Origin of the sequence: Mesorhizobium sp. CA7 (assembly GCF_020165015.1) — a bacterium.
Taxonomy (GTDB): Bacteria; Pseudomonadota; Alphaproteobacteria; order Rhizobiales; family Rhizobiaceae; genus Mesorhizobium.
Genome location: NZ_JAIUHH010000017.1, coordinates 58,264 through 81,656 on the forward strand (window position 1 = coordinate 58,264; position 23,393 = coordinate 81,656).

28 protein-coding genes and 1 pseudogene are annotated in these 23,393 nt (G+C 64.4%); 19 read left to right on the forward strand and 10 right to left on the reverse strand.

From position 1 onward, the window contains the following. Window positions 1-15: 15 nt before the first annotated feature. Together choX and LB552_RS23890 are read left to right on the forward strand one after the other, a co-directional pair. Window positions 16-954: a choline ABC transporter substrate-binding protein gene (choX, locus tag LB552_RS23885; RefSeq protein ID WP_224610619.1), complete on the forward strand. Its 939-nt coding sequence runs from the start codon at window positions 16-18 to the stop codon at window positions 952-954. Window positions 955-964: 10 nt separating this feature from the next. Then, a complete protein-coding gene (locus tag LB552_RS23890; RefSeq protein ID WP_224610621.1) occupies window positions 965-1,786 on the forward strand; it encodes an alpha/beta fold hydrolase in 822 nt (273 codons plus the stop codon). Here LB552_RS23890 and LB552_RS23895 read toward each other — a convergent pair whose 3' ends face one another. After that, the gene (locus tag LB552_RS23895) at window positions 1,787-2,545 is read right to left on the reverse strand and encodes an NIPSNAP family protein (RefSeq protein ID WP_224610623.1); all 759 of its coding nucleotides are present in this window, start codon (window positions 2,543-2,545) and stop codon (window positions 1,787-1,789) included. A gap of 227 nt (window positions 2,546-2,772) precedes the next feature. Here LB552_RS23895 and LB552_RS23900 point away from each other — a divergent pair, with 227 nt between their 5' ends. Both LB552_RS23900 and LB552_RS23905 read left to right on the forward strand, forming a co-directional pair. Further along, window positions 2,773-3,420: a TetR/AcrR family transcriptional regulator gene (locus LB552_RS23900; RefSeq protein WP_224610624.1), complete on the forward strand. Its 648-nt coding sequence runs from the start codon at window positions 2,773-2,775 to the stop codon at window positions 3,418-3,420. A 50-nt stretch (window positions 3,421-3,470) separates the two neighbouring features. Further along, window positions 3,471-4,595 carry a metallophosphoesterase gene (locus LB552_RS23905; RefSeq protein WP_224610625.1) on the forward strand — a complete coding sequence of 375 codons (1,125 nt, stop codon included), beginning with the start codon at window positions 3,471-3,473 and terminating at the stop codon, window positions 4,593-4,595. A gap of 53 nt (window positions 4,596-4,648) precedes the next feature. On the opposite strand, the pseudogene LB552_RS23910 reads toward LB552_RS23905, so the two are convergent. After that, window positions 4,649-4,829 (reverse strand): annotated as a pseudogene (locus LB552_RS23910) (CsbD family protein). Window positions 4,830-5,013: 184 nt separating this feature from the next. Here LB552_RS23910 and LB552_RS23915 point away from each other — a divergent pair. The 8 genes from LB552_RS23915 (at window position 5,014) to LB552_RS23950 (ending at window position 9,411) form a co-directional block, all read left to right on the forward strand. Continuing rightward, window positions 5,014-5,322, forward strand: coding sequence for a hypothetical protein (locus LB552_RS23915; RefSeq protein WP_224610626.1), 309 nt, complete (start codon window positions 5,014-5,016; stop codon window positions 5,320-5,322). 18 nt (window positions 5,323-5,340) lie between these two features. Continuing rightward, complete coding sequence (locus LB552_RS23920) at window positions 5,341-6,000, forward strand: glutathione S-transferase family protein (protein WP_224610627.1); 660 nt, start codon at window positions 5,341-5,343, stop codon at window positions 5,998-6,000. Window positions 6,001-6,105: 105 nt separating this feature from the next. After that, on the forward strand, window positions 6,106-6,861 hold the full coding sequence (locus LB552_RS23925; RefSeq protein WP_224610628.1) for an SDR family NAD(P)-dependent oxidoreductase: 756 nt from the start codon (window positions 6,106-6,108) through the stop codon (window positions 6,859-6,861). 369 nt (window positions 6,862-7,230) lie between these two features. Beyond that, complete coding sequence (locus tag LB552_RS23930) at window positions 7,231-7,638, forward strand: hypothetical protein (protein WP_318012064.1); 408 nt, start codon at window positions 7,231-7,233, stop codon at window positions 7,636-7,638. A gap of 1 nt (window position 7,639) precedes the next feature. Further along, complete coding sequence (locus LB552_RS23935; protein WP_181174749.1) at window positions 7,640-7,798, forward strand: hypothetical protein; 159 nt, start codon at window positions 7,640-7,642, stop codon at window positions 7,796-7,798. Window positions 7,799-7,842: 44 nt separating this feature from the next. Further along, a complete protein-coding gene (locus LB552_RS23940) occupies window positions 7,843-8,181 on the forward strand; it encodes a YkgJ family cysteine cluster protein (protein ID WP_140841072.1) in 339 nt (112 codons plus the stop codon). A 100-nt stretch (window positions 8,182-8,281) separates the two neighbouring features. After that, window positions 8,282-8,893, forward strand: a complete 612-nt coding sequence (locus tag LB552_RS23945; RefSeq protein WP_224610629.1) for a LysE family translocator — start codon at window positions 8,282-8,284, stop codon at window positions 8,891-8,893. A gap of 119 nt (window positions 8,894-9,012) precedes the next feature. Then, complete coding sequence (locus LB552_RS23950) at window positions 9,013-9,411, forward strand: RidA family protein (RefSeq protein WP_224610630.1); 399 nt, start codon at window positions 9,013-9,015, stop codon at window positions 9,409-9,411. Here LB552_RS23950 and LB552_RS23955 read toward each other — a convergent pair. Genes LB552_RS23955 through LB552_RS23965 form a run of 3 tightly spaced genes read right to left on the reverse strand, consistent with a single transcriptional unit; the run spans window position 9,408 to window position 11,296 of the window. Next, complete coding sequence (locus LB552_RS23955) at window positions 9,408-9,794, reverse strand: nuclear transport factor 2 family protein (protein WP_140840796.1); 387 nt, start codon at window positions 9,792-9,794, stop codon at window positions 9,408-9,410. The genes LB552_RS23950 and LB552_RS23955 overlap by 4 nt on opposite strands. A 19-nt stretch (window positions 9,795-9,813) precedes the next feature. Then, window positions 9,814-10,248: an OsmC family protein gene (locus LB552_RS23960; protein WP_140840798.1), complete on the reverse strand. Its 435-nt coding sequence runs from the start codon at window positions 10,246-10,248 to the stop codon at window positions 9,814-9,816. Between the two features lie 37 nt (window positions 10,249-10,285). Beyond that, the gene (locus LB552_RS23965) at window positions 10,286-11,296 is read right to left on the reverse strand and encodes a zinc-dependent alcohol dehydrogenase family protein (protein ID WP_224610631.1); all 1,011 of its coding nucleotides are present in this window, start codon (window positions 11,294-11,296) and stop codon (window positions 10,286-10,288) included. 113 nt (window positions 11,297-11,409) lie between these two features. Here LB552_RS23965 and LB552_RS23970 point away from each other — a divergent pair, with 113 nt between their 5' ends. Then, window positions 11,410-12,015, forward strand: a complete 606-nt coding sequence (locus LB552_RS23970) for a TetR/AcrR family transcriptional regulator (protein WP_224610633.1) — start codon at window positions 11,410-11,412, stop codon at window positions 12,013-12,015. A gap of 83 nt (window positions 12,016-12,098) precedes the next feature. Here the strand turns inward: LB552_RS23970 and groL are convergent, their stop codons facing one another. The 3 genes from groL to LB552_RS23985 form a co-directional block, all read right to left on the reverse strand. Next, a complete protein-coding gene (gene groL, locus LB552_RS23975; protein ID WP_224544686.1) occupies window positions 12,099-13,751 on the reverse strand; it encodes a chaperonin GroEL in 1,653 nt (550 codons plus the stop codon). Window positions 13,752-13,814: 63 nt separating this feature from the next. Continuing rightward, window positions 13,815-14,111, reverse strand: coding sequence for a co-chaperone GroES (gene groES / locus LB552_RS23980; protein ID WP_010915433.1), 297 nt, complete (start codon window positions 14,109-14,111; stop codon window positions 13,815-13,817). A gap of 228 nt (window positions 14,112-14,339) precedes the next feature. After that, complete coding sequence (locus LB552_RS23985) at window positions 14,340-15,140, reverse strand: class I SAM-dependent methyltransferase (RefSeq protein ID WP_224610635.1); 801 nt, start codon at window positions 15,138-15,140, stop codon at window positions 14,340-14,342. 72 nt (window positions 15,141-15,212) lie between these two features. Between LB552_RS23985 and LB552_RS23990 the strand changes: the two genes are divergently transcribed. Continuing rightward, window positions 15,213-16,064: a hypothetical protein gene (locus LB552_RS23990; RefSeq protein WP_140840806.1), complete on the forward strand. Its 852-nt coding sequence runs from the start codon at window positions 15,213-15,215 to the stop codon at window positions 16,062-16,064. An 8-nt stretch (window positions 16,065-16,072) separates the two neighbouring features. On the opposite strand, the gene LB552_RS23995 is transcribed toward LB552_RS23990, so the two are convergent. Next, on the reverse strand, window positions 16,073-16,834 hold the full coding sequence (locus LB552_RS23995) for an SDR family NAD(P)-dependent oxidoreductase (protein WP_224610637.1): 762 nt from the start codon (window positions 16,832-16,834) through the stop codon (window positions 16,073-16,075). A 104-nt stretch (window positions 16,835-16,938) separates the two neighbouring features. Between LB552_RS23995 and LB552_RS24000 the strand changes: the two genes are divergently transcribed. Then, on the forward strand, window positions 16,939-17,838 hold the full coding sequence (locus LB552_RS24000) for a LysR family transcriptional regulator (protein WP_095768457.1): 900 nt from the start codon (window positions 16,939-16,941) through the stop codon (window positions 17,836-17,838). A 33-nt stretch (window positions 17,839-17,871) separates the two neighbouring features. Here LB552_RS24000 and LB552_RS24005 read toward each other — a convergent pair whose 3' ends face one another. After that, window positions 17,872-18,498, reverse strand: coding sequence for a TetR/AcrR family transcriptional regulator (locus LB552_RS24005; RefSeq protein WP_224610639.1), 627 nt, complete (start codon window positions 18,496-18,498; stop codon window positions 17,872-17,874). 119 nt (window positions 18,499-18,617) lie between these two features. On the opposite strand from LB552_RS24005, the gene LB552_RS24010 reads away from it, so the two are divergent. From LB552_RS24010 to LB552_RS24025, 4 genes are all read left to right on the forward strand, one after another. After that, window positions 18,618-19,802, forward strand: coding sequence for an MFS transporter (locus tag LB552_RS24010; RefSeq protein WP_224610641.1), 1,185 nt, complete (start codon window positions 18,618-18,620; stop codon window positions 19,800-19,802). Window positions 19,803-19,816: 14 nt separating this feature from the next. Beyond that, window positions 19,817-21,097: a D-arabinono-1,4-lactone oxidase gene (locus LB552_RS24015; RefSeq protein ID WP_224610643.1), complete on the forward strand. Its 1,281-nt coding sequence runs from the start codon at window positions 19,817-19,819 to the stop codon at window positions 21,095-21,097. Next, window positions 21,094-22,230, forward strand: coding sequence for an alanine racemase (locus tag LB552_RS24020; RefSeq protein ID WP_224610645.1), 1,137 nt, complete (start codon window positions 21,094-21,096; stop codon window positions 22,228-22,230). Before LB552_RS24015 ends, LB552_RS24020 begins: the two co-directional genes overlap by 4 nt. A 158-nt stretch (window positions 22,231-22,388) precedes the next feature. Beyond that, the gene (locus LB552_RS24025; RefSeq protein ID WP_224610647.1) at window positions 22,389-23,324 is read left to right on the forward strand and encodes a helix-turn-helix domain-containing GNAT family N-acetyltransferase; all 936 of its coding nucleotides are present in this window, start codon (window positions 22,389-22,391) and stop codon (window positions 23,322-23,324) included. Window positions 23,325-23,393: the final 69 nt, after the last annotated feature.

Consider the following 23,393-nt stretch of genomic DNA (forward strand, 5'->3'; position numbering starts at 1 on the left):
AAGAGGAGAACCGGAATGTTGCGCATGCTTGCGAGAGGCGTCTGGGTCGCGGCGCTAATGGCGGCTTCCCAGGCGGCCGGCGCCGCCGAAGCCGAAGGCTGCAAAGCGGTTCGCATGGCCGAACCCGGCTGGAACGATCTCGCCTTCACCACGGGTGTGGCCAAGGTGCTGCTCCAGGCGCTCGGCTACGAGCCGCAAAGCGAGGTGCTTGGCATCAACGTCATCTATGAAGGGATGAAGAACAAAGACCTCGACCTGTTCCTCGGCTACTGGGATCCTGCGATGGTCACCTACTACGAGCCCTACAAGAAGGACGGTTCGATCGAGAATGTGCGCGTCAACCTGGTCGGCGCCAAATACACCTTCGCCGTGCCGACTTATGTCTGGGACGCCGGCGTCAAGGACCTGTCGGACCTGCACAAATTCGCCGACAAGTTCGGCAAGAAGATGTACGGCATCGAGCCCGGATCCAACCAGCTCATGATGGATGCCATTGCCGATCCGCAATATGGTCTGGATGGCTGGCAAGTGGTGGAGTCGAGCGAAGCCGGCATGCTCTCGGAGGTCGGCTACGAGATCAAGGAGAAGCAGTTCATCGTCTTCCAAGGTTGGGCGCCGCACCCGATGAACACGATGTACGACTTCAAATACCTGACCGGCGGCGACAAGTTCTTCGGCCCGAATTTCGGCGCCGCCACCGTGACCACCCAGGTGCGCAAGGGTTTCCTGCAGGAATGTCCCAACGTCGCGCAGTTCCTGAAGAACCTTGCCTTCGACATCGACATGGAAAATGTCGGTATGGGCTATCTCATCAATGACGGCATGAAGCCGGAGGATGGGGCGCTGAAGTCGATCACCCTGCACAAGGATCGGCTCGATGCGTGGCTGGCCGGCGTCAACACCTTTGACGGCAAGCCCGGCCTTGCCGCGGTCAAGGAAAAGCTCGGACTGTGAGCCGTCAGCCTTGGAACTGACGGATCAGGAGGTCGAGCAGGCGTCTTGGGCCGGGCGCAAGCGGATCGTCGATATCGGCGGTCTCGACCTTGCCTATGTCGAGATCCCCGGTTCGGAGCCGCCGCTTGTCCTGGTGCACGGCTTCACCGACACCAGCCGCAGCTTCTCGCTGCTGGCGCCGCATCTTCCCGGCCGCCGGCTTATCATGCCGGACCTGCGTGGCCACGGCGGCTCGCAGGCGGGCGAGGGCTGCCGCGTCGCCGATTTCGCCGACGACATTGCCGGGCTGATCCGGCGCCTGCGGCTCGATCGGCCGGTCGTCGTCGGCCATTCGCTGGGTGGCATGGTGTCTATCGCGCTGGCCGCACGGCATCCGGAACTGGTCGGCGGGCTGGTGACCCTGGCAAGCGCGCTGATGCCCGGTTTCGAACAGGATCACCAACTGATCGATGAAGTCGCCGCGTTGCGCGATCCGATCTCGCCGGTCGATCCCTTCTATGATTGGTGGCATGCCTGCCGGCCGGGCGTGCCGCGGGCTTTTCTCGCCGGCCTGGCGAAAGACGCGTCCGCGATTCCCGCAGCGCGCTGGCGCGCCATTCTCGAAGAAGTCCGTGGAACCGATCTGACCGCCGCGGCGCGCGCCGTGCAGGCCCCGACGCTGATCATCGCAGGCGGGCGCGATCCGCTTTTTGGCGAAGCGCATCAGCGGGCGATGGCAGGGGCGCTGGCCGGATCGCGCCTAGTGTGGGCACAGGATTGCGGCCACAACCCGCATTGGGAAGATCCGGCCTTTGTCGCCGAGGCAATAGCCGGCATGTTTCCGGCAGCGTGACTATCGCAACAGCGACCGGGCCGTGGGCGTCAGGCGCAACGTCTCGGTCGGCTTCGTCGAAACAGCTTGCAGGGTTTCGCGAACCACTTGCCATTCCGGCGAAGCGGCGAGAGCGGCCTGATGGTCCGCGTGGGCATCGCCATCGTCGAAACCGGTAATGGCGATGAAGACATTTTCGCCGGCTCGCACGGGCAGCCGAGGAAATGTGTTTTCGGAATGCTCGCTGACGAAGGCGCCGAGAAGCCGGGCGCCGTTTGCCGCAAGCAGCGGAACCGCCTCAGCCTGGAAGCGTTCGGCAAAGCCGGCCTCGGCACCTGGCCGCAAATGGTGAATCGAAATCTCAACAAAGCCGAGCAACCGGCTCCCATTGCTCATGGTTTCGGCCTCGGTGGCTGTCGGCCGCTGCAACCCTGACAGGTCGAGCCCCGCGCCCCGCCAAGCCGGTTTGAGCAGCAACACGTCGTCGGAATCGATCATCGTCGCATTGGCGGCATCGCGATGCGCTGCCCAGACCGGGCCGCCATAGAAGGCGCTCAGCGCGTCCTTTCTCGTTTCCATGTCCTCAAAACCGCGCAGCCAGACGAACATGTCGGGGCGATCGAGATCGCGGAACTGGCCGATGACGGTCATGCCCGTCGCTTCCTGCGTTTCGACGAGCTCCCGCTCGAACAGCGCGATCAGCGTTTCGCGCTGTCCGGGCTTGAGCGTGTATTGCCGAAGCTCGACGACGGGCGAAGCAAGGCGGGAAGGTCGGTTCATGGCCAGAATCTCAAAACAGGGTGATCGTCCTGTTTATAAACAGACCGGTTGTCCTGTTTTGTCAATCTGCTATCTTCTTCCCTTCTCCCCCTGTGGGAGAAGGTGGATCGGCGCGCAGCGCCGAGACGGATGAGGGGTGGGTGACGGATCGCCGTCATTGCCAAGCTGGATCACCCCTCATCCGTCGCCTTCGGCGACACCTTCTCCCACAAGGGGAGAAGGCGGAGATGGCGATAGGCAAAAAGCGCACCAACGATCCGGAAGGCATGCGCCGGCGCGTCCTCGACGTGGCGGAAGGCGCCTTCCAGGCGCGCGGCTATCACGCCTCAAGCCTTGGCGATCTGATGGCGGCGGCCGGCGTCACCGGCGGCGCGCTGCACCACCATTTCCCGACCAAGAAGGCGCTGGCGCTCGCAGTGATCGAGGAACGAGTGGCGGCGGCGGTCCAGGAGACCTGGATCGACCCGGTGCTGGCGGCGTCATCGGCCCGCGAAGGCGTGCGGGCCGTGTTCGAGGCGGTGGCTGCGGAGCTAGAGCGACAGGGCTATGTCCGCGGCTGCCCGCTCAACAATCTGGCGCATGAACTGTCGCTGGCCGACGACGAGTTTCGCCTGGCGCTTGCCAAGATTTTCGCCGGCTGGCGGAGGGCGATCGCCGACAAGATCCGAGCCGACCAGCAGGACGGCGGGGAGGGTGGGACCGATCCCGACCGCTTCGCCGCGCTTGCGGTGGCTGCTTATTCCGGCGCCATGTCGATGGCCAAGACATCGCAGGATGCCGGGGTGTTGCGCGAGTGTTTGAGCGGGCTGGAAAGCGTGCATCCGTCTTCGGGCGGATTGGCAACGAGACGACGCCGCAGGGTGCTGTTGCGATAAATGCTGTCAGGACAGAGGGAGGCGGTCCGAGGTTGTTTAATCGGGTCACGATGAATCGCTCTTCGCCAGCAACCGTTTCGCGCCGCGTCTTCATCGCCGGAGGTCTCGCTGCTGCCGGCGGGCTGCCTCGCGTCGCCTTCGGCCAGACCGGCAGGCGCATCCAGCCGATCGACGCCACTTTCCTCTTCATCGCCGATATTCATGCCTGCCGCATGGCGAACGGGCTCAGTCCCAACTGCCTGCAGGAAGGCAAGACCGATGCAGCACTTCTGCGCAACGTCGCGGCCTTGAACGCGATTGCCGACAAGAAGTGGCCGGCCGAGATCGACGGCGTTGCCACTGGCCTGCATTCGGCCGGCACCCGCATCGGCACGCCGCTCGGCCTCGTCACCGGCGGCGACATCACCGACGATGGCGGCGGCCAGGTCACCGAGCCTAGCGAAGGCACGCAGCTTCTGCAGTTCTCCAAGCGCTATCAGGAAGGTGTCGGGCCGGACCGGATCCACATCCCGGTCTATGTCGGGCTCGGCAATCATGATCTCGACCAGAACGGCTCGCCGCCGCACGTCGATTGGTATCGCCGCGAATTGCGCGATTATGTCGAGGTCAACCATCGTCCCGGCGTGTTCTTCAAGCCGCCGGTGCCCGCTACCGAATACGACGTCGATACCGACTGCTATTCCTGGGACTGGGGCGGCCTGCATCTCGTCCAGATGCACCGCTTCGCCGGCGATACCGGCCATGGCGCGCCAAGCAGCCTGCCTTGGCTGAAGCAGGACCTCGCCACTTATGCCGGCGACGGCCGGCCGGTCATCCTGTTCCAGCATTATGGCTGGGACTCTTTCTCTACGGAGCGCTGGGATCCGCTGAAACGCACCTATGATGACGTGGGCTCCGGTCGCCCGCATTGGTGGGGCGAGGCCGACCGCCAGGCGCTGCTGGCCGCGATCAAGGGCTACAATGTGATTGCCGTCTTCCACGGCCACCAGCACGAAGTGCCGATGATCTACCAGCGTGACGGGCTCGACATCATCAAGCCGAAGGCGGCCTATATGGGCGGCTTCGCGCTGGCCAGGGTCACTGCCGGCAACATGGATGTGGTATTGGGCGAGGCGGCCGGCGACCATGGCGAGATCGCATTCACCAACGCTTTCGCCAAGCAATTCCAGACATGAAAAGGCCGCCTCGCGGCGGCCTCTTGCCTATCTGCCATCAAGACAAGACGGCCTCAGAACGCTTTGCGAACCTTCTCCTTCACGTCGCCATAAGCTTTCTGCATCTTGCCGGCGATCTTGTCGGCGGCGCCCTCAGCCTGGATCCGCCTGTTGCCGGTGGCCTTGCCGGCCGTTTGCTTGACTGAGCCCTTCATCTGCTTGGCGATACCGGGCGACCTGATCCCTGTTCACCATGCGCGCATCTCCTGGGTCTGGAAGGGAAACTGGACACGAGAACCGCATCCGGGTCTGACAACGTGCCGGATCCATTTGGGTTCCAGGCCGCGGCGATCTCTCTCTCGGTGCGGTTGCATCGGATAACGCAATCCGGTTAGGGTCTGCCGCGGCTGCGGAGAGGGCAGTCCTGGGGGAAACGAGTTTGCGTCTTCGTGTGGCCTTTGTCGCAGTTTTGATGGCCGTGGCCGGCTGCGTCGCCGACGATGTCGGGCCGATCAACGTGCTGAGCACAGAAGTCGGCCACCCGTCGCCCACCTACATTCCCGTCGCCGATGTCGATCCGGCGGTGCAGACGAAGCTCAACGAGATCCCGACCAGGCTGCGGCTGCCGATCGATCAGGCCGGCCGCAAGGCGATCGAGGTCAACCCCGACATAAAGGCAGCGGTCGCTGCGATCCAGGCCCGCGCCGGCGTCAGGCCGGCGGCGATCATGACGGCCGCAGCGAATTGACATCATCAGGAGGCGGTCGTGGCGGAGTTCACCCTCTATATCGGCAACAAGTGCTTTTCCTCATGGTCGCTGCGGCCATGGGTGGCGATGAAGCAACTGGATATCCCTTTTGAGGAAGGCTTCGTGCGGCTGCGCACGCCCGAGACGGCGGCAAACCTCGCCAAGGTGTCGCCGACCGGCCTCGTGCCGGTCTTGAATCACAATGGAAGGATCGTCTGGGAAACGCTTGCCATCCTTGAATATCTGGCCGATCTCTATCCGGAAAAAAGGCTCTGGCCGACCGATCTCGGCGCCCGTCAACTGGCGCGCTCGGTGGCGACGGAAATGCATTCGGGCTTCCGCGAGGTCCGCTACGGCTGGCCGATGAACCTGCGCCGGCCGAAATCCCATAAGCCGCTCGATGCCGAGGGCGAGGCGCAGCGGGCGAGGATCGAAGCGATCTGGCGCCAGTGCCGCGAGCAATATGGCGAAGGCGGCCCGTTCCTGTTCGGCCATTTCACCGCGGCCGATGCCATGTATGCGCCGGTGGTGACGCGCTTCGACACCTATGGCGGCGAACTGGCGCCCGTCACCCGCGCCTATGTCGACGCGGTCTTGGCGACGCCCGCGATGCGGCACTGGTATGCGGAAGCCGCCAGGGAGCCCTGGCCGGAGCCCGGGCCGCACGAACAGGATTGAGCCCGGGTCGGCTCGGCAAATTGCGTCGACTGCTCTGATGGGGGCCTTCAAGCCCCGGCGGCCCGGCCTATGTGAAGGGGCGGGCCGGGCTCCTGGAGATTTCTCATGACAACCGCAAATTCACCACTCACGGGCAAAGTCGCGGTCGTCACCGGCGCTTCGTCCGGCATCGGCGAGGCCACCGCCGTAGTCCTTGCCGCGGCCGGCGCGAAAGTCGTGGTCGCCGCCCGTCGTGCCGATCGCCTCGAAGCATTGGTTGCGCGCATCGAACAGGCCGATGGCGTCGCGCTCGCAATTGAAGCCGACATCGCCAAGCCCGGCGACATCACCGCGATGGTCGACAAGGTCGTATCCGAATGGGGACGGCTCGATATCCTCGTCAACAATGCCGGTGTGATGCTGCTTGCTCCTGCAGCCGAAGCCGATCTAGACGACTGGCGCCAGATGATCGAGCTCAACCTTATCGGTCTGATGGCGACCACCAAGGCGGCGCTGCCGCACCTGAAGGCTTCAAAGGGTCATATCGTCAACGTCTCCTCGGTCGCTGGCCGGGTCGCAAATCCCGGCGCCAGCGGCTATGCGGCGACAAAATTCGGGGTGGTGGCTTTTTCGGAATCGCTGCGCCGCGAGGTCTATGCCGACAAGGTGCGCGTCACCGTCGTCGAGCCGGGCCTTGTGCGTACGGAACTCGGCGATCATATCACCAACGTGCAATCCAAGGCCGGACTCGAACACCGTCTCGCCACGATGGAAGCGCTGACCGCGGAAGACATTGCGAACGCGATTTTCTATGCTGTCAGCCAGCCGCCAAGGGTCAATGTCAACGAGATACTTATCCGTCCGACCGATCAGGAGCGGTGAACAACAGAAAACGCCTCTCGCGCTTGTTACGGCGCGGGAGGCGCTTTTGCCGTCAACCGTTCTCGATTGCTCGTGAATTGCTGACGGCTTGAGTGAAAACGGCCCGCCACGACATTGGTTCCGCAGCCGACGAATTTTTTGCCCTTTTTGCGGATAGCCCCAACGTCCGCCACGATGTGATAAGGATGCTGCAAGGCCAGGGATGCGGACGTCCGCAATTTAATCCGACGCCAATGTTGCTTTGTGCGTGGTCATGGCCGAAAGACGCTCTGCCATTTCGGCATCAACCTGCGGGCAGGAGAAGATTTTGACCGCTAGCTCGAATGAATCATGTGGGCAGGCTTTGCCGAAACCGGCAGGCACACGCTGATGGCCGCCAAACGCGTGCCATCAACGCCGATCGCCGCCGATGCGACCATCGCCGATATGATCGACACCCTTGACAAGCCGATCGAATATGTTCGCCGAGTGCTGGAAAGGCTCGAACGCTGCAAGCGCGCGCATGGCGATGCCCAGGTGCGCGTTGGCGTGCGCGGCCGCGCCGAAGCCCCGAACTATCTGATTGAGTATGTGCGGGAAGACGCCAGGACCCATCAACGCACCAGCTATCAGGATGCCGCCTACAGCGGCAGCACGCATCGTGAGCTGGCGCCGCACCACATCGAGGACGCCAGGAACTGGTCGCCCGAGGAAATGAACATCACGGCGGTCTCGGCGCTGATCGGCCGCTTGCGCAATCCGAATGCGCCATCATCGCGCTTTTCTGACGAGGACTGACATGGCCATAAAATTCTCCGCCAAGGACCAGCCGGCAGCTCCGCCCGCCGCGGCCAAGCCAGCCAAGCCGGCGGCAAAGCCGGATGCGCCCGCAGAGGTTGCGACCGATCTGTTCAAGTCGCCGGCCGAAGCGCCGCCGCGCAAGACCAGGAAGAAGTAGCGCCCTTGCCGCAGGACGGCGGTCGCACAGCCGGGCCGCTCGGCCTGCTCGGTCAGCCCTCTGTGTCTGTCGACGAGGATGGCGGCGCGGTCGCCGTCTTCGACTGTCAGAGCTGCGGCGCCTGCTGCTCCTACTCGGCGGACTGGCCGCGCTTTTCGACCGAGGAGGATGAGCAGCTCGACCGCATCCCGGCCGAGCTGGTAGCGGCCGACCAGTCCGGCATGCGCTGCGAGGGCGGCCGATGCTCGGCGCTCACCGGCGAGGTGGGCAAGCACACGGCCTGCGGTATCTACGAGCTGCGCCCCGACGTCTGCCGGGCCTGCATGCCCGGCGGCGGCGACTGCCTGATGGCGAGGGCGGCGCATGGGCTGGCGGTCAGCTAGTTTCCTTGCCCCCGCATCGCGGGGCGAGGAAAAGCGCCCCGCTTGCCCTGTTGCACGCCTCCCGGTACCTTCCCGCCGGGCAGGGCAGCGGAGGAAATCCATGAGCATTGAATTCCTGTTGACGTCGTTGATCATCGTGGCTTCGCCCGGCACCGGCGTCATTTACACGCTTGGCGCCGGCCTCTCGCGCGGCGCGCGCGCCTCCATTATCGCGGCCTTCGCCTGCACGCTTGGCATCATCCCACATATGGCGGCCGCCATCACCGGCCTGGCCGCAGTGCTGCACACAAGCGCCGTCGCCTTCGAGACGCTGAAATATCTCGGTGTCGCCTATCTGCTCTACATGGCCTGGAACACATTGAAGGAAAAAGGCGGCCTCAGCATCGACGAGGACGCCGCGCCGCGCTCGACCGCCAGAACGATCACCTCGGGCATCCTGATCAACATCCTGAACCCGAAACTGTCGATCTTCTTCTTTGCCTTCCTGCCACAATTCGTCAGCACCACCGAGCCGCACGCGCTGCCCAAGATGCTGGATCTCTCCGGCGTCTTCATGCTGATGACGTTCGTCGTCTTCGCCATCTACGGCGTCTTCGCGGCATCGGTGCGCAGCCATATCGTGTCGCGGCCGAAGGTGCTGACATGGATGCGCCGCAGCTTTGCCGCCGCGTTCGTCATGCTCGGCGCGAAGCTGGCGCTTGCCGATCGGTAGCCTTTGGCGCCAGCCCTCTACATAGCCCATGTCGCCTCGGGGGAGCTTTGGGCTGATGAGGCTCGAGAGATCCAGAAATCCGAGGAAGGCCGGAAATCCGAGTAAGAAAGGCGGTCGCAATGACGCTTGAATGCATCAATCCCCAGGATCTGCCGAAGCCTGACACATACAGCCAAGTTGTCGTGGCGAAGGGCACCAGGCTGATATTTATCGCCGGCCAGGAACCTGAAGACCTAGACGGCAAGCTTGTCGGCGAAGGTGATTTCACGGCTCAAACGCGCCAGGTGTTCGCCAATCTCGGTCGGGCTATTGCCGCCGCAGGCGCCCGTCCCAACGACGTGGCGAAGATCATGATCTACGTCGTCGACTATCGGCTCGATGACCATTACCCGATCATCGATGCCGCCCGCGTGGCTCTGTTCGGGGACCACAAGCCGGCCAACGTGGTGTTGGGAGTGGCCAGCCTGTCGCCTGGATATCTGATCGAGGTCGATGCGGTTGCGGTGGTCGACGCTTAGCCTTTCACGTAGCCCATCGCCTCGACGATTTGCCGATCCGCGACGCGCATCAAGTTGACGCCGCGCAGCGACCTGCCGTCGGCCATCCAGAAGCGCCAGCGGATCGTGGCGCGGTCGCCGGCGACGAACGTCTCTTCGATGTCGAAGCGGGTACCGGGTCCGGTAGCGATCGCCGACCACAATTCGACGCAAGCCGCCTTGCCGGTGCGGCGGGCGCCGTCGGGCGCCGGCGTGGTGTTCTCGATCACGCAGTCCTGCGCCACCAGTTCGTTCAGTGCCGAAGGGTCGTGGCGCTGGAAGACGTCGTTGTAGCGCCGCATGATTTCCGCCGTCTCGGCGGAGCGTTTGGCCGCGGCGATGTCGATGATGTGTTCATGGGTCATTTGATCTTCTCCTGTCGTTTCATTGAGCTGCGAGGCTCGCCTTGAGCGTGATGGTGGCGACGCCCGCCAGCGCGCGCGAGACGAGACAGGCCGCCTTGGCCTTTTGCGCCAGCCGCTCGAAATCCTCGGCCGATATGCCGGCGATGCGCGCCTGAGTTTCGAGCTCGATGCGGGTGATCGTCGGCCCGGCCGTGGTCGCGCCGAGATGCACCTTGGCGATGGTGTGGATGCTCTCGGCCGTGTGGCCTTCGGCGCCGAGAATGGCGGTGAGCGCCATCGAAAAGCAGCCGGCATGGGCGGCCGCAATCAGCTCTTCCGGATTGGTGCCTGGGCCGTTCTCGAAGCGCGACGGGAAGGAATAGGCGCCTTCGAAAACGCCGCTTCCCAGCCGCAGCCGGCCGGATCCTTCCTTGAGCGTTCCTTGCCATTGGGCGGAGGCTTCGCGGATTGTCATGGCTGATCTCCTATCTGGTTTTGCGGAAAAGCGGCGATCACGCGCCGTCGATGACGACCTTGCCGAAGACGTCGCCCAGCTGGAAATGGCGGTAAGCCTCGCGCGCCTCGGCGAAGGGGAAGACCTTGTCGACGATCGGTCTCAGCCGGTGCGTGGCGACCGCGGCAAGCATCGTCTCGAGCCCGTTGCGGCTGCCGACAAAGAGACGAGCGATGGTGACCAGGCTGCGCTGATAGACGGCGCCCGGAATCTCGACCGACTTGCCGTCGCGGTCCTGCACGGTGAGCAGCACGATGCGCCCGTGAAGCGTGCTGGCGATCAGCGAATGCGCAAAAGTCGCCGGGCCGCCGGTTTCGACGACCAGGTCGATGCCGCCGGTCGCCTCGCGCAGCTTCATGCCCCATTCCGGTGTCTCGGCTGCCGCGACGACGAGGTCGGCACCGAGCGCCCGCAGCCTGTCGGTCTTCTCCGCCCGCGAGGTGACAGCGGCCACACGGCAGCCCATGAGCTTGGCGAACTGCAAGGCAAACAGCGCAACACCACCTGAGCCAATGGTGAGAACCCATTGCCCCGGCTTCGGAATCTCGGCGTGCGTCAGCGCGCTCCAGGCCGTCAGCCCGGCGCAGGTGAAGGTCGCAGCCTCCTGCCAGGAAAGATGGTCCGGCAGTCGCACCGCCCATTGCTCGTCAAGCAGCGCATATTCGCTCAGCACGCCGTCCAGTGTGCAGCCGAGCTGGTCGATCACGCCCGGATGGATGCGGCCGTCGATCCAGCGCGCGAAATAGCTGCCGGTGATGCGGTCGCCGACGGCAAAGCGAGTGACGCCGTCGCCGGCGGCCACGACTTCGCCGGCACCATCGCTCAGCGGCACGATGCCCGCGCGGGGTGCCAAAGGATAGGTGCCGTTGAGGATCATCGTGTCGCGGCGGTTGAGCGAGGCGGCGCGCACTCGTACCAGGATCTGGTTTGCACCCGGCTTGGGCAGCGCTTCCTTGCGCATGACCAGTCCCTCGATGTCGCCGAATTCCTTGAGCCGGTAAATCTGCATCGCTGTCTCCGAAATATGTAGACCGATTTACATATTATGTAGACCGATTGTCATATTTGGGGCAAGTCCTATAATGCGCACTCCTGACAGAGGTTGACATTCTAGAGGTCGACGTGGCGACGGATACACGCACCCGCATGATTGAGGCGACGGCGCTGCTCATCCGGCAGCGCGGCTATCACGGCACGTCGCTGAACGACATTCTGAGCGCCAGCGCGGCACCCCGCGGCTCGCTTTATTTTCATTTCCCTGGCGGCAAGGACCAGCTTGTCATCGAGGTGACGCGCGCCAGCGTCGCCGATGTGACAGAGCGGCTGGGCGCGGCGCTGTTGGAGGAAAGCGATCCCGCCGTTGCAGTCCACCACATCTACCAGTCGGTCGCCCGCATGCTGGAGGAGAACGAATTCTCGCTCGGCTGCCCGGTGGCGCCGGTGGTGCTCGACGCGCCGAACGACGTTCCGGACCTGGTTGAAATCTGCCGCTCAGCCTTCGAGCAGTGGATCGGGCTGCTGCGCCAGGCTTTCATGCGGGCAGGGGTGCCGGAGCGGCGCGCGCAGGCTCTGGCGTTGCTGGTCGAATCCTCGCTCGAAGGCCTGATGGTGATCGCCCGTGCCACCCGCGACCGTACCCCGGTCCAGGCGGTTGCCGACGAGGTCGCTGCGCTGGTCGAGCAGGCGGTGCTTGCCGGAAAGGCACGGCAGGCGGAGAGTGCCGCCTGAGGAATCGGATTTGATCTCCAAATGCAAAACAAAAAGGGCGCCTTTCGGCGCCCTTTCGTATGCATTGGCTTGGTAGCCTGGATTTAGAAGTCCATGCCGCCCATGCCACCCATGCCGCCGCCGGGCATGCCGCCCGGCATACCGCCGGCAGCTTCCTTCTTCGGAGCTTCGGCGATCATGGCTTCGGTGGTGACGAGCAGGCCGGCGACCGAGGCCGCGTCCTGGAGAGCCGTGCGCACGACCTTGACCGGGTCGACGATGCCCATGGCGATCATGTCGCCATACTCGCCGGTCTGGGCGTTGTAGCCGAAGGTCGCGCCCTTGTTGTCGAGGATCTTGCCAGCGACGATCGAGGCTTCGGCACCGGCGTTGGCCGCGATCTGGCGGGCCGGAGCCTGCAGCGCGCGACGCACGATGTTGATGCCGGCGGCCTGGTCGGAGTTGGCGCCGGTGGCCTTGAGGTTGCCCGAAGCGCGCAGGAGGGCGACGCCACCGCCGGCGACGATGCCTTCTTCCACGGCCGCGCGGGTCGCGTTCAGGGCGTCATCGACGCGGTCCTTCTTTTCCTTGACTTCCACTTCGGTCGCACCGCCGACGCGGATCACGGCAACGCCGCCGGCGAGCTTCGCCAGACGTTCCTGCAGCTTCTCCTTGTCGTAGTCCGAGGTGGTCTCCTCGATCTGCTGCTTGATCTGGGCGACGCGGCCCTGGATCTCGGCCTTCTTGCCGGCGCCGTCGACGATGGTGGTGTTCTCCTTGGAGATCGACACCTTCTTGGCGCGGCCGAGCATGTTGAGGCCGACATTCTCGAGCTTGATGCCGAGGTCTTCCGAGATGACCTGGCCACCGGTGAGGATGGCGATGTCTTCCAGCATGGCCTTGCGGCGGTCGCCGAAGCCCGGCGCCTTGACGGCGGCGATCTTCAGGCCGCCGCGCAGCTTGTTGACGACCAGCGTGGCCAGGGCCTCGCCTTCGACGTCTTCCGAGATGATGAGCAACGGCTTCGAGGTCTGGACGACGGCTTCCAGGACCGGCAGCATGGCCTGCAGGTTGGAGAGCTTCTTCTCGTGCAGCAGGATGTAGGCGTCCTCGAGATCGGCGACCATCTTGTCAGCGTTGGTGACGAAGTAGGGCGACAGGTAGCCGCGGTCGAACTGCATGCCTTCCACGACTTCCAGCTCGGTTTCGGCGGTCTTGGCTTCCTCGACGGTGATGACGCCTTCGTTGCCGACCTTCTGCATCGCTTCCGCGATCATCTTGCCGACCGACTCGTCGCCATTGGCCGAGATCGTGCCGACCTGGGCGACTTCCTCGGAAGTCTTGATCTTCTTGGCGGCCTTGCCGAGCGCCGTGACGACTTCGGTGACGGCGAGGTCGATGCCGCGCTTCAGGTCCATCGGGTTCATGCCGGCGGCGACCGCCTTGTGGCCTTCCTGGACGATCGACTGCGCCAGGACCGTTGCGGTCGTGGTGCCGTCGCCGGCGATGTCGTTGGTCTTCGAAGCGACTTCGCGGACCATCTGGGCGCCCATGTTCTCGAACTTGTCCTCAAGCTCGATTTCCTTGGCGACGGTGACGCCGTCCTTGGTGATGCGCGGGGCGCCGAACGATTTGTCGATGACGACGTTGCGGCCCTTGGGGCCGAGGGTGACCTTCACCGCGTCGGCGAGGATGTTGACACCGCGCAGCATGCGCTCACGGGCATCGCGGGAGAATTTTACGTCTTTGGCAGCCATGTTTTAGCTCCTGGCAGGGGCTCGGGAAGAGCCCGAAGATGAAGATTCAGGTGAGGCCGATGATCAGCCGATGATGCCCATGATGTCGGATTCCTTCATGATCAGAAGGTCTTCGCCATTGAGCTTGACTTCAGTGCCCGACCACTTGCCGAACAGGATGCGGTCGCCGGCCTTGACGTCCAGCGGCACGAGCTTGCCGCTTTCGTCGCGGGCACCGGAGCCGACGGCGATGATCTCGCCTTCCTGCGGCTTCTCCTTCGCCGTATCCGGGATGATGATCCCGCCGGCGGTCTTGGATTCGGATTCGACCCGGCGAACGACCACGCGGTCATGAAGCGGGCGGAACTTGGACTTTGCCATGTTTTCTTCCTCGAATGAGAACGGTGAGAACTGTTCCTCCATCCGGCGAGGCCGCCGGATATAAGTTAGCACTCACCAAAGGCGAGTGCTAACGTGGCGCTGAGATAGGCCGCTGGGTTGCCGGAGTCAAGGCGCGCGCAACGGGGCAGCGGCGCGAAATTTTTCTCGTGCGAGACGCAAGGCCGAAATGCACCGGCCATCGCGAGGCGCCGACGAGCAACCCGCCCGTTAGTCCAGGCGCCTCGGCGAACGCAGCACCAGCAACGGGCAGCGTTCTGCGAGCCCGTATGTGCCGGTCGAGGCCAGCCGGACGTCATCGAAGAAGGTCTGGGCTTCCTTGATCAGCGCTGCCGCCGGGGCGAAGCTGTAGACGACGGACGAGTTCCGGTAGACGTCGATGGTCCCGATGGTCGGCAGCTCCCACCCGGTTCGAGCCGACAGCTCCTCGCGGTCGGGAAACATCCTGTCGAATTGTTCGAGGATGCCCCTCACCGGTATCGTGTAATCAGGCGCTCCGCCGATGGCGGTCATTGCCACGCGCCATTTGAGTTCATGGAAGGTCGAGACGCCGCCGCTCAACGCCAGGGCGCGGACATCCTTCGGGTCGTCTGGAGTTCCGGGGGAAGCATAAAGCCTGATGGCGGCACGGCCGACGGATTTGAGTGAACGCGCAATCGACGCGAACAGCGTGCGTCTGAGGTCAGCGGCGCCGATGACGGAGAGACATCCATCGCCGATCAGCGCTTCGATGCTCGCGCCGGGAAACGGCAAGTCGAACCAGTCGCCCTGCACCGCCTTGCGCATATCGGTGTCGCCCGGCCAGATGCCGGCAATCATGTCGGGAGACTCGTCGACCGCCGTCATCGTGGCGCCGAGCCCGGCGAGCTCGGGCGTCACGCCGAGCATGACGACGTGCGATTGCGAAAGCTCGAGCTCACGTTCGTAGGCCTCGACCACCTGAGCCGGCGGCCGCAGCGGCGAGCCGAGCAACTGCCAGTGCTTGCGAATTGCATTCCAGTGCTCGGTCATGCAAACCCTGTATCGGTTAGGGCATTGTGTTCGTCGCATAATCGAAGGCGCATGATAAGCCAAGTGGGGCGCATGGCACGCATCGCCGTCATCACGCATGAACAAGACCGCTTCCAGACCCGGCGCGGGCTGCTGCTGCGCCGTGACAGCCCGTATATGCTCTTCGACCTGCTGGAGGAGCTGAAGCGCCGCGGCCATTCGGTGCGGGTCCTGCGCGGCACCTCGGCGAAGCCGGCCGCCGACATCGCGGTGCTGCATCTCGACGCGACCGTGACGCCGCCCGATTATGTCGACTATGCGCGCCGCTTTCCCTTCTGCCTCAATCTTGGGGCCGCCGACATCTCGAAACGCCGCGTCAGCGGCGCCGTGATTGGCCAAGGCGACGACTGGCAGGGACAGGTCATCGTCAAGAGCAGCCTCAACCATCGGGGAACGCCGGAACAGCAGCTGAACCGGCGCGCGCGGCGAGCCGGCAGGCCGGAGCCGTTTCCCGGCGTCCAAGCCTTCGAAAAATACGAGATCCATGCCTCGCTCGCCGATGTTCCGGCCGCGGTCTTCGAACGCCGGGATCTGGTCGTCGAGAAATTCATTCCCGAGCCGGAGCCGGACGGTTTTGGCGCCCGCTTCTGGCTGTTCTGCGGCGAGCGCGAGCGCTGCACCCGTCATGTCTCGCCGCAGAGCCTGGTCAAGGGCGACGACACCATCCGCCGCGAGGCGGTGCCCGTGCCGGACGAGCTGCGCGCGCTGCGGCGCCAGCTCGGCTTCGATTACGGCAAGTTCGACTTCGTCATGCATGAGGGCAGGGCGGTGCTGCTCGATGCCAACAAGACCCCTGGGCGTGCCAGGAACCTGTCGAGCTTCATCGCCGCCGGCAATGCCAATCTTGCCGACGGCTTCGAAGGACTGATCCGCCAGGTCAAGTGACCGATCGTCTAGATATTCATGCCCCCAGACACCTCGATGCGCTGGGCGTTGACCCAGCGATTGTCGTCGGAGAGCAGCGAGGCGATCATCGGCCCGATATCGTCGGGGACGCCGACGCGGCCGAGCGCGGTGACGCCGGCCACCATGCGGTTGATCTCGGCATTGTCGCGCACATGGCCGCCATTGAAGTCCGTGGCGATCGCGCCGGGCGCCACGGTGTTGGCGGTGATGCCGCGCTGGCCGAGCTCCTTGGCGAGGTAGCGCGTGAACACCTCGATGCCGCCCTTCATCATCGCATAGGCCGACGATCCGGGAGCAGCAAAGCGGGCGAGCCCGCTCGAGATGTTGATGATGCGTCCGCCATCATTGATCAGCGGCAGCAGCGCCTGGGTGAGGAAGAACACGCCCTTCAGATGGGTGTTCATCAGCGTGTCGAATTCCTCTTCCGTCGTTTCGGCGATCATCTTGCGCAGGCCGGTGCCGGCATTGTTGACGAGATAGTCGAAGCGGTCGCGCTGCCAGGTGTCCTTGAGGGTCTTCTTCAACGCCGCAACGGAAGCCGGGAAGCTGGCGACGGCGCCGGCGTCGAGCTCAAGCGCCGCTGCTCGACCGCCGGCAGCCTCGATCTCGGCGATTGCGCTCTTCGCCTCGTCGGCGCGCGAGCGATAGGTGACGATGACGTCGACGCCCCTCCGGGCAAGGTGGATCGCGGTGTTGCGGCCGAGGCCGCGGCTGCCGCCGGTGATGAGAGCAATGGGACGAGTGGTCATGGCGAATCTCCTTCTTTTGGATGGAGATGCATATACTCGCCTGCCTGATCGATATAATCGGCCATGGATTGCCAACACTATTCAGTCTGTGCGAACAATCGGCGATGGACCGGTTCGACAGCATGCGGCTCTTCACTCGCGTTGTGGAACGGCGCAGCTTCACCGCGGCCGCCGCCGATCTCGGCCTGCCGCGCTCCAGCGCCACCGCCGCTATCAAGCAGCTCGAGGAGCGGCTCGGCGTACAATTGCTGAGGCGCACAACGCGCCACGTCACCACGACGCTGGACGGCGAGGCCTATTACCAGCGCTGCATCGGCATCCTCGCCGACATCGAGGATGCCGAGGGCAGCTTCGGCGCGCATGAGGTGCGCGGACGTCTGAGCATCGACATCAACGGCAACATGGCCCGCACCTTCGTCATTCCGGAACTGCCGGCGCTGCTCGCCCGCTATCCCGGACTCAGCGTGCATATCGGCGAGGGCGACCGCTTCGTCGACCTGGTGCGCGAAGGCGTCGATTGCGTGGTCCGCGCCGGCACGCTGCCCGACAGCGACATGATCGCGCGCCGCATCGGCATGGCGCGCGAGGCGACGGTTGCCAGCGTCGCCTATGTCGAGCGCTACGGCCTGCCGCGCACTCTGGACGAGCTTGCCGGGCACGTCATGATCGGCTTCGTCTCGTCCCGCACCGGCCAGGTGATGCCGCTGGAGTTCACCGTCGATGGAAAGATCCGCGAGATCGTGCTGCCGTCGCGCGTCACCGTCTCCAATTCCGACACCGCCGCCACGCTCGTGCGCCAGGGTTTCGGCCTCTACCAGGCGCCGCGCCGCCGCTTCGCCGCCGACATCGAAGCGGGCCGGCTGGTCGAGGTGCTGCCGGACAATCCGCCGACGCCGACGCCGATCTCGGTGCTTTATCCGCCGAGCCGCCAGCTTTCGCCAAGGGTGAGAGTGTTTGTGGATTGGCTGGTGGAGATTCTGGGGCCGAAGCTGGAAGCGGGCTGAGGCAGCCAGGCGCGGCCCCGATTATGGCGTCGGCTACAAAAACAGCTTCAACTGCGTATGGATGATCGACCGATAATCCTCGATCGTCCTCCGTCCCTCCGCTTCGTCCTGTGTCAGCGCCAGCCGCACGACGCTGCCGGCGAGCTGGAAGATCAGGAACACGACACGTCCGAACGCCTCGCGCTGCTCCGCTTGGAGCATCGGCCCGACCTTATCGCAGAACATCTTCGCCTGTTGCCTCGTCTCGGCGATGTCGAGATGCTGCAGCGCCTTGTCGGCCTGGATGGCGTTCTGCAGGTCCTGGATGGCTGGGTCCGCGGCGACACGGGCATGATAATCGTCGAGCAGCTGGTCGGCCGCGGCGGTCACGTCGTCCAGCCGGGCTATCCTGGCGATGATCGCGCCGAAGCGTGCGCGGCTTTCCTCGGAGAACCGCTCATAGAGCATCGCCAGGATCGCCGACTTGCTGGGGAAGTAATGATAGACGGTAGCGATCGGCCCGCCGGCCAGCGCGCCGACTTCCTTCATCGTCACCGCGTCGATGCCTTTCTCACCGATCAGGCGCATGGTCGTGGCGAGGATCGCGTCGATGCGCTCGCGGCTGCGCTCCTGCTTCGGCCTGCGCCGCGGTTCCGTCGCTGTTCGCCTTGTCTGCGTCATGCGCCAAATCTCGTGAAAGCCGCGAATTCGCGGTTGACAAGAAACATGATCAAGTATCAGTTCCGTCAAATACTGACAACTTGTCAGTTTTTCGAGTGAGCTGCAAGGGAGAGCGCCTCGTGACCGCATCGCAAGCTGCGCAAGCGGAAAATGGCGATTGGCTTGTCGGCAATCCGACGGGCCTGCAACTGGCCTCGGCGCTGTGGATCGGCTCGGTCGGTCTCCTCATCCTCGGACTGCAGCCGGTGCTGCTCGGTGCGCTCTACAGCGAAGGCCATGTCACCGGCGACGAGCTGGCGCTGGTCGCCACCGCCGAGATGATCGCGATCGCTATCGGCTCGGGCGTGGTGGCGATGCTCTTGCCGGCGCGCAACATGCGCTGGAAAAGCACGGTGCTGCTTGTCCTGCTCGCGCTCGCCAATGTCTGGACCGCTTATGCCGGCAGCCCCAATGCGCTGATTGGCGCGCGCACGCTGGCCGGCCTCGCGGAGGGCGGGCTTGTCGCTGTCGCGACCGAGCTGATCGCCCGCTCGCGCCGGGCCGAGCGCATCGGCGGCTATTTCGTCACGCTGCAGACCTTGGCGCAGTGCGCGCTGGCGCTGATCCTCGCGCTCTTTGCCGTGCCGAGAGCGGGCTCGGCCGGCGGCTTCATCTCGCTCGGCATCGTCTGTCTGCTTTCGCTCGTCGTGGCATGGACCGTGCCCGACGACTATGCCGACCTGCCTAAGCAAGAACAGTTCGCCAACGTGGCAACCGTGCCGACGATCGCCGCGCTGCTGTCGATCTTCTGCTATTTCATGTTCTTCGGCGCCGTCTGGGCTTTTCTCGAGCCCATCGGCGCACAGTTCGGCATCGATGGCCGCACCGTCGGCTTGATGGTTTCGGCGAGCCTTGCCGCGCAGGTGCTCGGCGCGATGACCGCGACAAGCTTCGAGGCGCGCATCGACTATCGTTTTGCCATCACCGTCATCGGGATCGTCGCGGCGATCAGCTCGCTGCTGCTTGCGTCCGGCCCGGGTCTTTCGGTGTTCTGGGCCGTGGCACTGGTGATGGGCTTCATCCTGCTCTTCATCGTGCCTTACCAGATCCGGCTGGCGATCACCGCCGACGAGACGCGCACCGCGGTGCTGCTGGTGCCGGCCGCCCAGCTCTTCGGCCTCGCCATCGGCCCGGTCGCCGCTTCGCTGCTGATCGACGGCGCGGACTTCCGGCCCGTGCCCGAATTCGCCGCCGCCGCCGCTTTGGCGAGCGTGCTTTTGCTCGGCATTTTCGTGCTGGTCGCGCGGCGGCGCGGCCGGGTCTGAGCAAAGGGGTCAAGATGGCAACCGCGTGGAGCAACTGGTCCGGCTTCGTCACGGCTTCCCCGAAATTGATCGCGGCGCCGGCCGATGCCGGCGAGTTGGCCGAACTGGTGCGCTCGGCACCCGGTCCGCTGCGCGTCGCCGGCGCCGGCCATTCCTTCACGCCGTTGGTGCAGTCCGACGGCACCATCGTCTCGCTGGAGAAGATCGAGGGGCTAGTCTCGCACGATGCCGCGAACAACCGGGCGCGGGTGAGGGCAGGCACGCGGCTCGGCGCCTTGATGCACATCCTGCAGGACGTCGGCCAGGGTCTGCCCAACATGGGCGACATCGACCGCCAGGCGATCGGCGGCGCGCTGGGCACGGCAACGCATGGCTCCGGGCCGACTCTCGGCGCCTATCACACGCAATTGGAGGCGCTGCAACTCGTCGATGGGCAAGGCGAGCTGCGCGAGTTCAGCCGGGCAGACGACCTGGACATGATCCACGCCACGGGCGTCGCGCTAGGCGCCTTCGGCGTGCTGACCGAAGTGGCGATGAACAACATCGCCACCTACCGGCTGCGCCGCCGCAAATGGGTGCTGCCGATCGGCGACATGCTCAAAAACTTCGAGATGATGATGGCCGCGCATCGCTCGGCCGAGTTCTACTACATCCCGTTCTCCGGCTACGCCCAGTTCATCGCCAGCGATCTCAGCGACGCGGCGCCGACTATGCGGCCGACCGAGGACGACGAGGAAGGGCTGGCGACTTTACGCAAGCTTCGGACCGCGTTGCACTGGCTGCCGTGGTTGCGCCGCGCGTTGATCAGAGGGGCGGTGAGGAAGGTGCCGGCGGAAGACTATGTGCAGGACTGGCTCAACGTCTACGCCAGCGAGCGTCGCACCAAATTCAACGAGATGGAGTATCACCTGCCTTACGAGGAAGGTCCCAAAGCGTTGGCCGAGATCATTGCGCTTACGGAAAAGCATTTCCCGGAAGTCTATTTCCCGATCGAGGTGCGCTCGGTGGCGGCCGACGAATTCTGGCTTTCGCCATTCTACAAGAGGCTGACCTGCTCGATCGCAATCCACCACGATGCGGCGAACGACCCGCTGCCTTTCAGGCGCGCCGCCGAGCCGATCTTCCGCAAGTGTGGCGGCAGGCCGCATTGGGGCAAGATGCACAGCCTGAAGGCGGCGGACTTCAAGAAGCTTTATCCGCGCTGGGACGATGCGATGGCGGTGCGGCGCGACATCGATCCGCAAAACCGTTTCGTCTCGCCCTACATGGCCGGCCTGTTCGGCATCCAACAATGAGCGCCTATTTCGCCGCCCTGGCCGATGCATTGATGGCCGCCGAGATTTTCCGGCCCTGCCTTGTCCTCGATCGCGACCGGCTGGACGGCAACATCGCGCTGGTGAAGCAAAGGCTGGCGCCGGACCTTGGCGTGCGGCTGGTCGACAAGTCGCTGCCTTGCGTGCCGCTGCTTTCGCACATCGCCAAGGCGCTTGCCACCAATCGCTTTATGACCTTCCATCCGCCGTTGACGCAGGCCGTGCTTGACGCGTTTTCCGAGGGCGATCTTCTCTACGGCAAGCCGATGCCGGTGGGTGCCGCCAAGGCCGCGCTGACCAGGGGTGGCGCCGGCTGTTGGTCGCGCGTCTGCTGGCTGATCGACACGCCGGAACGGCTGGCGGAATATGGCGCGCTCGCTGCCGCGCTCAACGCAGAATTGCGCTTCGCTTTCGAGGTGGATGTCGGCCTGCATCGCGGCGGTTTTCGTGATCCCGCCGAGATTAACGCGCTCACGATTCCAAAAGGTCTGCTCTGCGACGGCATCATGGCCTATGAGGCGCATGCGCCGGAGATACCGGGCCTGTTCGGGGGCGCGGCCAAGGCGCTGAAGCAGGCCTCTGCAAAAGCCGCCGGTTTTGCCGCCGTCCTCGATCCGGACCAGCGCCGCATCCTCAACATCGGCGGCTCCAAGACCGCGCTGCTGCATGGCGGCGGCGTCGCCAACGAAGTGTCGATCGGCTCGGCCTTCGTGCTGCCAAAGGATTTCGACATGCCTGGCTTGGAGGGCTTCCAGCCGGCGGCCTTTATCGCCACGCCGATCCTCAAGGCGCTCGATCCGATGCTGCCCGGCCCGCCGGCGGTTTCCAGGGCGCTGCAGGGGCTTGGCCTCTTCCCGCGCAAGGGCTGCTATCTCTATGGCGGCAAATGGATGGCCGAGCCGGTGTTTCCCGAAGGCATGAAACCGAACGGATTGATGGGCCTGTCGTCCAACCAGCAATTCATGGGCCTGCCGGCGGGCGCAGATGTGAAGCCCGGCGACTATGCCTTCCTGCGGCCGACGCAGAGCGAGGCGGTGCTGCAGCATTTTGGGGCGATCGCTGTGTTCTCGGCCGGGAGTATTGTGGAGGTTTGGCCAGTGCTGCCAATGGGTTAGGGCCGCTGCGGTCGCGATTGGCACTGGCCTCCGCAACTGCGCGTCGCTTCGCTCCTTGCTCCGCCCGGAATGACGAAATTGTGTAGTGTTCCGCTCGCCATATTAATTGACTAAGTCAACTAAATGGTTGATCCTGTCCAAGACAGGAGGATTTTCCCATGACCATTCACAATCACCCAGGCAAGGATCGTATCGATGCGGTGCGCGCCTTCAACCGCTTCTATACCCGCCAGCTCGGCCTGCTCGACGAGGGCCTGCTGAAAAGTCCGTTCTCGCTGACCGAGGCGCGGGTGCTTTACGAGCTCGCCCATCGCGATGGGCTGGTCGCAAGCGACCTGGTGCGCGACCTCGGCCTCGACCCCGGCTATGTCAGCCGGCTGTTGAAGAAATTCGAGGAGCGCGGCCTGGTCGGACGCGAAGCTAGTGACACTGACGCGCGCCGCGCCTCGATCGCGCTGACGCCGGCCGGCAGGGAAGCCTTTGCGCCTCTCAACCAGGATTCGCATGACCAGGTGCGCGCGCTGCTCGATCGCCTGGCCCCGGCCGAACAGGAGCGGCTGGTCAACGCCATGCGCACCGTCCAAGACTTGCTCGGCGACAGACCTGAAGCCAAGGTTCCCTATATTCTGCGGCCGCTGCAGGTCGGCGACATCGGCTGGATCACGCACCGTCAAGGCCTCATCTACGCGCAGGACTATGGCTGGGACGAAACTTACGAGGCGCTGGTCGCAGAGATCCTCGGTGAGTTCGTCAAGAACTTCGTCCCGCAATGGGAGCGCAGCTGGATCGCCGAGCGCGAAGGCGAGGTGGTCGGCTCGGTCTTCGTCATGCGCAAGTCACCCAAGGTCGCGAAGCTCAGGCTGCTCTACGTTGAACCGTCGGCGCGCGGCCTCGGCATCGGTCGGCGGCTGGTCGACGAATGCATCGCCTTCGCGCGCGCCAAAGGCTACCGGACGCTGACGCTCTGGACCAACGACGTACTGGGCTCGGCCCGCCGTATCTATCAGGCTGCCGGCTTCAAGCTGGTCGAGGAAGAACGCCATCATTCCTTCGGCAAGGATCTTGTCGGGCAAACGTGGAATCTCGAGCTTTAGCGCTTTTCCTTCTCCCCTTGTGGAAGAAGGTGTCGCCGAAGGCGCGGGGTGCTCCAGGAAATGCCAACG

Bases quoted from the DNA above. Each gene is read 5' to 3' on its own strand.
- LB552_RS23900 (WP_224610624.1), top strand. From the start codon at position 2,773: ATGGCGATAGGCAAAAAGCGCACCAACGATCCGGAAGGCATGCGCCGG.
- LB552_RS23945 (WP_224610629.1), top strand. From the start codon at position 8,282: ATGAGCATTGAATTCCTGTTGACGTCGTTGATCATCGTGGCTTCGCCC.
- LB552_RS23965 (WP_224610631.1), bottom strand. From the start codon at position 11,296: ATGCAGATTTACCGGCTCAAGGAATTCGGCGACATCGAGGGACTGGTC.
- LB552_RS23925 (WP_224610628.1), top strand. From the start codon at position 6,106: ATGACAACCGCAAATTCACCACTCACGGGCAAAGTCGCGGTCGTCACC.
- LB552_RS23990 (WP_140840806.1), top strand. From the start codon at position 15,213: ATGGCACGCATCGCCGTCATCACGCATGAACAAGACCGCTTCCAGACC.
- LB552_RS24025 (WP_224610647.1), top strand. From the start codon at position 22,389: ATGACCATTCACAATCACCCAGGCAAGGATCGTATCGATGCGGTGCGC.
- LB552_RS24015 (WP_224610643.1), top strand. From the start codon at position 19,817: ATGGCAACCGCGTGGAGCAACTGGTCCGGCTTCGTCACGGCTTCCCCG.
- LB552_RS23955 (WP_140840796.1), bottom strand. From the start codon at position 9,794: ATGACCCATGAACACATCATCGACATCGCCGCGGCCAAACGCTCCGCC.
- LB552_RS24005 (WP_224610639.1), bottom strand. From the start codon at position 18,498: ATGACGCAGACAAGGCGAACAGCGACGGAACCGCGGCGCAGGCCGAAG.
- LB552_RS23950 (WP_224610630.1), top strand. From the start codon at position 9,013: ATGACGCTTGAATGCATCAATCCCCAGGATCTGCCGAAGCCTGACACA.
- groL (WP_224544686.1), bottom strand. From the start codon at position 13,751: ATGGCTGCCAAAGACGTAAAATTCTCCCGCGATGCCCGTGAGCGCATG.
- LB552_RS23905 (WP_224610625.1), top strand. From the start codon at position 3,471: ATGAATCGCTCTTCGCCAGCAACCGTTTCGCGCCGCGTCTTCATCGCC.
- LB552_RS23930 (WP_318012064.1), top strand. From the start codon at position 7,231: ATGGCCGCCAAACGCGTGCCATCAACGCCGATCGCCGCCGATGCGACC.
- choX (WP_224610619.1), top strand. From the start codon at position 16: ATGTTGCGCATGCTTGCGAGAGGCGTCTGGGTCGCGGCGCTAATGGCG.
- LB552_RS24020 (WP_224610645.1), top strand. From the start codon at position 21,094: ATGAGCGCCTATTTCGCCGCCCTGGCCGATGCATTGATGGCCGCCGAG.
- LB552_RS23935 (WP_181174749.1), top strand. From the start codon at position 7,640: ATGGCCATAAAATTCTCCGCCAAGGACCAGCCGGCAGCTCCGCCCGCC.
- LB552_RS23895 (WP_224610623.1), bottom strand. From the start codon at position 2,545: ATGAACCGACCTTCCCGCCTTGCTTCGCCCGTCGTCGAGCTTCGGCAA.
- LB552_RS23960 (WP_140840798.1), bottom strand. From the start codon at position 10,248: ATGACAATCCGCGAAGCCTCCGCCCAATGGCAAGGAACGCTCAAGGAA.
- LB552_RS23985 (WP_224610635.1), bottom strand. From the start codon at position 15,140: ATGACCGAGCACTGGAATGCAATTCGCAAGCACTGGCAGTTGCTCGGC.
- LB552_RS23995 (WP_224610637.1), bottom strand. From the start codon at position 16,834: ATGACCACTCGTCCCATTGCTCTCATCACCGGCGGCAGCCGCGGCCTC.
- groES (WP_010915433.1), bottom strand. From the start codon at position 14,111: ATGGCAAAGTCCAAGTTCCGCCCGCTTCATGACCGCGTGGTCGTTCGC.
- LB552_RS24000 (WP_095768457.1), top strand. From the start codon at position 16,939: ATGGACCGGTTCGACAGCATGCGGCTCTTCACTCGCGTTGTGGAACGG.